Origin of the sequence: Paucibacter sp. XJ19-41, from assembly GCF_028462495.1 — a bacterium.
Classification (GTDB): domain Bacteria; phylum Pseudomonadota; class Gammaproteobacteria; order Burkholderiales; family Burkholderiaceae_C; genus Roseateles_E.
In genome coordinates, this window is the sequence record NZ_JAQOWX010000200.1 from 1 (window position 1) to 5,208 (window position 5,208).

6 protein-coding genes and 1 riboswitch are annotated in these 5,208 nt (G+C 70.1%); of the genes, 4 read left to right on the forward strand and 2 right to left on the reverse strand.

What is annotated here, in order from left to right; translation table 11 throughout:
- From mltA to PO768_RS27700, 4 genes are all read left to right on the forward strand, one after another.
- Positions 1-878: murein transglycosylase A (mltA, locus tag PO768_RS27685; protein WP_272648629.1), on the forward strand; the 878-nt coding region annotated here is incomplete at its 5' end.
- Between the two features lie 81 nt (positions 879-959).
- Positions 960-1,205: a type II toxin-antitoxin system VapB family antitoxin gene (locus PO768_RS27690; protein WP_272648630.1), complete on the forward strand. Its 246-nt coding sequence runs from the start codon at positions 960-962 to the stop codon at positions 1,203-1,205.
- On the forward strand, positions 1,202-1,603 hold the full coding sequence (locus PO768_RS27695) for a type II toxin-antitoxin system VapC family toxin (RefSeq protein ID WP_272648631.1): 402 nt from the start codon (positions 1,202-1,204) through the stop codon (positions 1,601-1,603). Before PO768_RS27690 ends, PO768_RS27695 begins: the two co-directional genes overlap by 4 nt.
- Positions 1,604-1,624: 21 nt before the next feature.
- Positions 1,625-1,870, forward strand: coding sequence for a hypothetical protein (locus PO768_RS27700; RefSeq protein WP_262971631.1), 246 nt, complete (start codon positions 1,625-1,627; stop codon positions 1,868-1,870).
- Here the strand turns inward: PO768_RS27700 and PO768_RS27705 are convergent.
- Positions 1,830-4,019 carry a putative bifunctional diguanylate cyclase/phosphodiesterase gene (locus PO768_RS27705; RefSeq protein WP_272648632.1) on the reverse strand — a complete coding sequence of 730 codons (2,190 nt, stop codon included), beginning with the start codon at positions 4,017-4,019 and terminating at the stop codon, positions 1,830-1,832. The genes PO768_RS27700 and PO768_RS27705 overlap by 41 nt on opposite strands.
- 107 nt (positions 4,020-4,126) lie before the next feature.
- A riboswitch (cyclic di-GMP riboswitch) is annotated at positions 4,127-4,218 on the reverse strand.
- 20 nt (positions 4,219-4,238) lie between these two features.
- Positions 4,239-5,153 carry a GDYXXLXY domain-containing protein gene (locus tag PO768_RS29375; protein ID WP_442953309.1) on the reverse strand — a complete coding sequence of 305 codons (915 nt, stop codon included), beginning with the start codon at positions 5,151-5,153 and terminating at the stop codon, positions 4,239-4,241.
- Positions 5,154-5,208: the final 55 nt, after the last annotated feature.

Below are 5,208 nucleotides of genomic sequence, written 5' to 3' on the forward strand. Positions count from 1 at the left end.
CCCCCGGCTGGGCCGGCCTGTGTGCCCGTGCCGCGCGCGACCGGCCGGCCGACGATGTCGAGGCCCATCTGTGGCTGATGAAGCATCTGCAGCCCTATCGGGTCGAGAGCCTGGACGGCCAGACCCAGGGCCTGGCGACCGGCTACTACGAGCCGCTGATCGAAGCCACGCGCCGGCCGCAAGGCAGCTTCCGGGTGCCGCTGCATGCGGCGCCGCCCGATCTGCAGCAGCGCCGCCCCTATTTCAGCCGCCAGCAGATCGCCACCGAGCAGCGCGAGCGCCTGCGAGCGCAGGAGCTGCTCTATATCGAGGACCCGCTTGATGCGCTGGTGCTGCAGATCCAGGGCTCGGGCCGGGTACGGGTGCAGGAGAGCGATGGCCGCCAGCGCCTGGCGCGGCTGGCCTTCGCCGGCCACAACGATCTGCCCTATCAGTCGCTCGGCAAGCTGCTGATCGAGCGCGGCGAGCTGCGTGCCGAGCAGGCCTCCTGGCCGGCGATCAAGGACTGGGCGCGCCGCAACCCGGCCCGCCTGAACGAGCTGCTGTGGCAGAACCCGCGCTATGTGTTCTTCCGCGAGGAGGCGCTGCCCGACCCCGAAGTCGGGCCGCGCGGCGCGCAGGGCGTGCCGCTGACGCCGGGCCGCTCGATCGCGGTGGACCGTGCCAGCATCCCCTACGGCACGCCGGTCTGGCTGGACAGCAGCGAGCCGCTGTCCGACACGCCGCTGCGCCGCCTGGTGATGGCGCAGGACACCGGCAGCGCCATCGTCGGCGCGGTACGGGCCGACTATTTCTGGGGCTGGGGCGAGCAGGCCGAGGCCCAGGCCGGGCGCATGAAGCAGGGGCTGCGGCTGTGGGCGCTGTGGCCCCGGGATTGAGCTCGGCAAGCGGAAAGCGGCCAATCCCCAGAGTTTCGAATGTATATTGACGATGTTTATATCAATAATCTGGAGCGCAGGATGGCAGTTCAGATCGCCAACCCCGTCGTGGTGGACAAGGTGGAACGCCTGGCCAAGGCCACCGGCCTGAGCAAGACGGCCGTGGTGGAGCAGGCGCTGGACCGGCTGCTGATGGAACGCGGAAGCGCGCCCCTTGCCTCGCCCGCCAGCCGCTTGGCGGCCCTGCTGGCCCAGATGGACCGCATCCCCGACAGAGCCGATGCCTTTGACGCGCTCGACTGGGACGCGCAGGGCCTGCCCCGGTGATCGTCGTCGATACCTCGGCCCTGGTGGCCATCGTCTTCGGCGAACCCGAGCGCGAGGTCTTCGTCAACACCATCCAGCAGGCCAGCAAGGCCTTGATCAGCACCGTCTCGGTCGTCGAAGCGCGGCTGGTGGTGCAGGGCCGCAAGGGGCAGCGCGCGGTGCTGTTGCTGGACGATCTGCTGCGCCTGCCGATGTTCGAATGGGTGGCGCCCGACGCCGCCGAGGCAGACACGGCCTATGCCGCCTTCGTGACCTTTGGCAAAGGCAGCGGCCACTCGGCCGGCCTGAACTTCGGCGACCTCTTCAGCTATGCGCTGGCCAAACGGCGCGGCCTTCCCCTGCTCTACAAGGGCGAGGACTTCGCCCAGACCGATATCGCCAGCGCGCTGGCCGCTTAAGCCCCCTTCCCGGTCACTCATTTGAAACGCTATCACTGCCATCTCGGCCGCGACATCTTCGTCACCGCCGGCACCGCCCGCGATCTGGCGCCCGGCGCCTTCGGCATCTGCGCGATCGGCGGCGGGGCCGAGGGCTGGTCCGTCGTGCACATAGGCCCGAACGGCGATGCCGCCGACCTGGGCGGCGAGTACTACTTCGCGACGCCCGAGGAGGCGCTGGAATTTCTCAAGGAGCTGATCGAGCTGATGGGTGCGGCGCCCGAGTGAGCCGCTCGAACTCGCCCAGCGGTACCGGCCGGCTGAACAGATAGCCCTGGTGGGCCTGGCAGCCCTGGGCCAGCAGGAAGTCGCGCTGCGCCTCGGTCTCGACGCCCTCGGCCAGCACCTGCAGCCCCAGGCTCCGTGCCAGCGCGACGATGGTGCTGACGATGGCCGCGTCCTGCTTCTCGGTCAGCACATTGCGTACAAAGCTCTGGTCGATCTTCAGCTGGTCCAGCGGCAGGCGCTTCAGATAGCTCAGCGAGGAATAGCCGACGCCGAAGTCGTCCAGCGAGATGCCGACACCGCAGGCCTGCAGCGCCTTCATCTTCGCGATCATGCCCTCGACATCGTCCATCAGCAGGCTCTCGGTCAGCTCCAGCTTCAGCAGCTGTGAGCGCGCACCGCTGCGCGCCAGCGCCCGCTGCACCTGGGTGACGAAGTCGGGCTGCTGGAACTGCCGGGCGCTGACATTGATGGCCAGGCTCATGCGCGCCAGCGCCGGATCGGCCGCCCAGGCCACCAGCTGCTGGCAGGCGCTGTCCAGCACCCACTGCCCCAGCGGCACGATCAGCCCGCTCTGCTCGGCCGCCGGCACGAAGTCCAGCGGCGCCACCAGGCCGCGCCGCGGATGTTGCCAGCGCAGCAAGGCCTCGGCGCCTATCACCGCGCCAGCGCCGTCGACCTGGGCCTGGTAGTAGAGCTCGAACTCGCCGCGCTGCAGGCCTTTGCGCATATCGGCATCGAGCTCGGCGCGGGCGCTGGCCGCGCTCTGCATCGTCGGGTCGAAGAAGCGGATCGCGTTGCGGCCGGCCGCCTTGCTCTGGTACATGGCCAGATCGGCCTGCTTCATCACATCCTCGCTGCCCTGCGCCAGCGCATCGAACAGCGCGATGCCTATGCTGGCGGTGCAATGGTGTTCATGCAGGCCGAGCTCATAGGGCTCGGTCAGCGCTTCCATCAGCTTGCCGGCCACGCCCTCGGCCTCGGCCGCCGCCTGAGTCTGGTCCTCATTGAGCTCGGCCAGGATCACGACGAACTCGTCGCCACCCAGCCGCGCCACCGTGTCGCTCTTGCGCAGGCAGGGCGCCAGCCGCAGCGCCACCTGCTTGAGCAGCAGATCGCCACAGTCATGGCCGCGGGTGTCGTTGAGGGTCTTGAAATTGTCCAGATCGAGCAGCAGCAACGCGCCGCAGCGGCCGCTGCGCTGGGCCGCGACCAGGGCCTGCTGCAGCCGGTCCAGCAGCAGGCGGCGGTTCGGCAGCGCGGTCAGCGGGTCGTAGAAGGCCAGGCGCTCGATCTCGGCGGCCGCCGCCTTGCGTTCGCTGATATCGCTGAACAGGCCCACGCAGTGGCTGACCTCACCCCGGGCATCGCGCACTGCGGTCAGGGTCAGGCTCATCGGAAAGGTGCTGCCGTCCTTGCGCCGGCTGATCAGCTCGCCGCGCCAGCGGCCGTTGCGCAGCAGCAGGGTGCGGATCTCGGTAACGAAAGCGGCATCGTGGCGGCCCGCACCCAGCATCAGCGGCGTCCGGCCCAGCGCCTCGGCGGCGCTGTAGCCGGTGATCTCGCTGAAGGCCGGGTTGACGCGCAGCATCTCGTCGGAGGCGCCGGTGACGAACATGCCCTCCTGCGTCTCGAAGGCGATGGCCGCCAGGCGCAGCTCCAGCTCGTTGTGCTTGCGCGCGGTGATGTTGTTGCCGGTGCCGCGATAGCCGCAGAAGGCGCCGCCCGCATCGAAGACCGGCAGGCCGCTGATCTTGATCCAGCGCAGCGAGCCGTCGGCTTGCGGCAGGCGGAACTCGAACTGATGGATGGGCCGGTGCTGCTCCAGGTCCGACAGATGCTGATCCCCGGCCGGCTGCTCCTCGGCGGCCAGCGCCTGCACCAGCTCGCGCGAGGTCCGGCCCAGCAGCGATTCAATCGGGCGGCCGGTCACATGGGCGCTGTTCGGCGAGACATAGGTGAAGCGCAGCTGCGCGTCGAGCTCCCAGAACCACCAGTCGGACGCGGCGGTGGCGAAGTCCTGGAAGCGCTGGTCCTGGCGGCGCTGCAGCCCGTGCTCGCGCCGCAGCCGCCGCACCACCTGGCGCATGCGCAGCCAATGGACGCCAGCCAGCAGAGCCAGCGCGGCCGCGCCGCCGCCGACCAGCATCATGGCCGGCTCCTGGGGAGCCTGGAGGGGATAAGCGAGGGGGAGTACTGCAACATGCGCGGGCCGGGTGAGCGAGTTCGAACCAGGCACGCAGCGCGCCAGCACTGCCGGGCGGCAACCCCGCTGCCCTGGCCCGCTGAAGCGGACGGTAGGCCGGAGGCTTTGCGACCCCGCTTTTCAGACGGGTGTGCCTTTGTCGAATATGGGTGGGATGCTAAGGCTTCAGGGCGACCGGGGCGCGCGCTTTTTTAACGCTTGGGCGCCGCTTGAGCGGAAATAGAGTGCAGATTCTGATCCGCCATGCCCACCAGCAGGGCGCGGCCGTCCGGCAGCACCCGGAACTCGCCGAAGCGCGCCGCCTCGAAGGCCGCCGCCCGGCCCTCCTCGAAGAACCAGGCATCGCTGACCAGCACCCAGCGGCCGTCCTTGGGCGTCAGCTCCAGCAAGAGCTCGCCCTCGGCCAGCGCCGCGTCGCCCGCATGCAGACGCAGNCCAGGCATCGCTGACCAGCACCCAGCGGCCGTCCTTGGGCGTCAGCTCCAGCAAGAGCTCGCCCTCGGCCAGCGCCGCGTCGCCCGCATGCAGACGCAGCAGCTGGGCCACGCCGCGTCCGTCCAGCCGCGCCACCAGCCGTGGCCGCTGGCTGCCGAGATCCTGCAGCAGCGGTGTATCCACGGCCGCCGGCAGCGCGAAGTTCAGCCGCATGAAGTCGCCCTGCATCAGCGAGCGCGGATCGACCGGCGCCAGCGCCACAAACACCGGCCGGCCCTCGCGGATCAGGCGCTCTTTCTGCCAGATCGCGCTATTGGCGACCAGCAGCACTGCGGCCGCTGCGCCCAGCAGCACCCAGCGGCCGTGCGCCGGAGCCGCCGCAGCCAGCGCCGTTGCGGCTGCGCGGCGCTTGGTCAACCAGACCAGCAGCCCCAAAAGGGCGCCCAGGCCCATCAGCAGCAAGGCCTTCTGCCCCAGCGGCCAGTGCAGCTGGTAGTAGAAACTGCCGATGATCCAGGCCACCGCCACGGCCGCAGCGCCGGCCAGGCGCCAGCGCTGGCTAACCGCCAGCAGGGCCAGCGCGAACAGCGCGCCACCCAGGCTGGGCAGCAGCCAGGCCAACGCCGCGAGCACCGCCGCCAGCATCAGGAACAGCGGCCGGCGGCAGCCCGGCCAGCAGCGCGCCAGCAGCAGCGCCCCG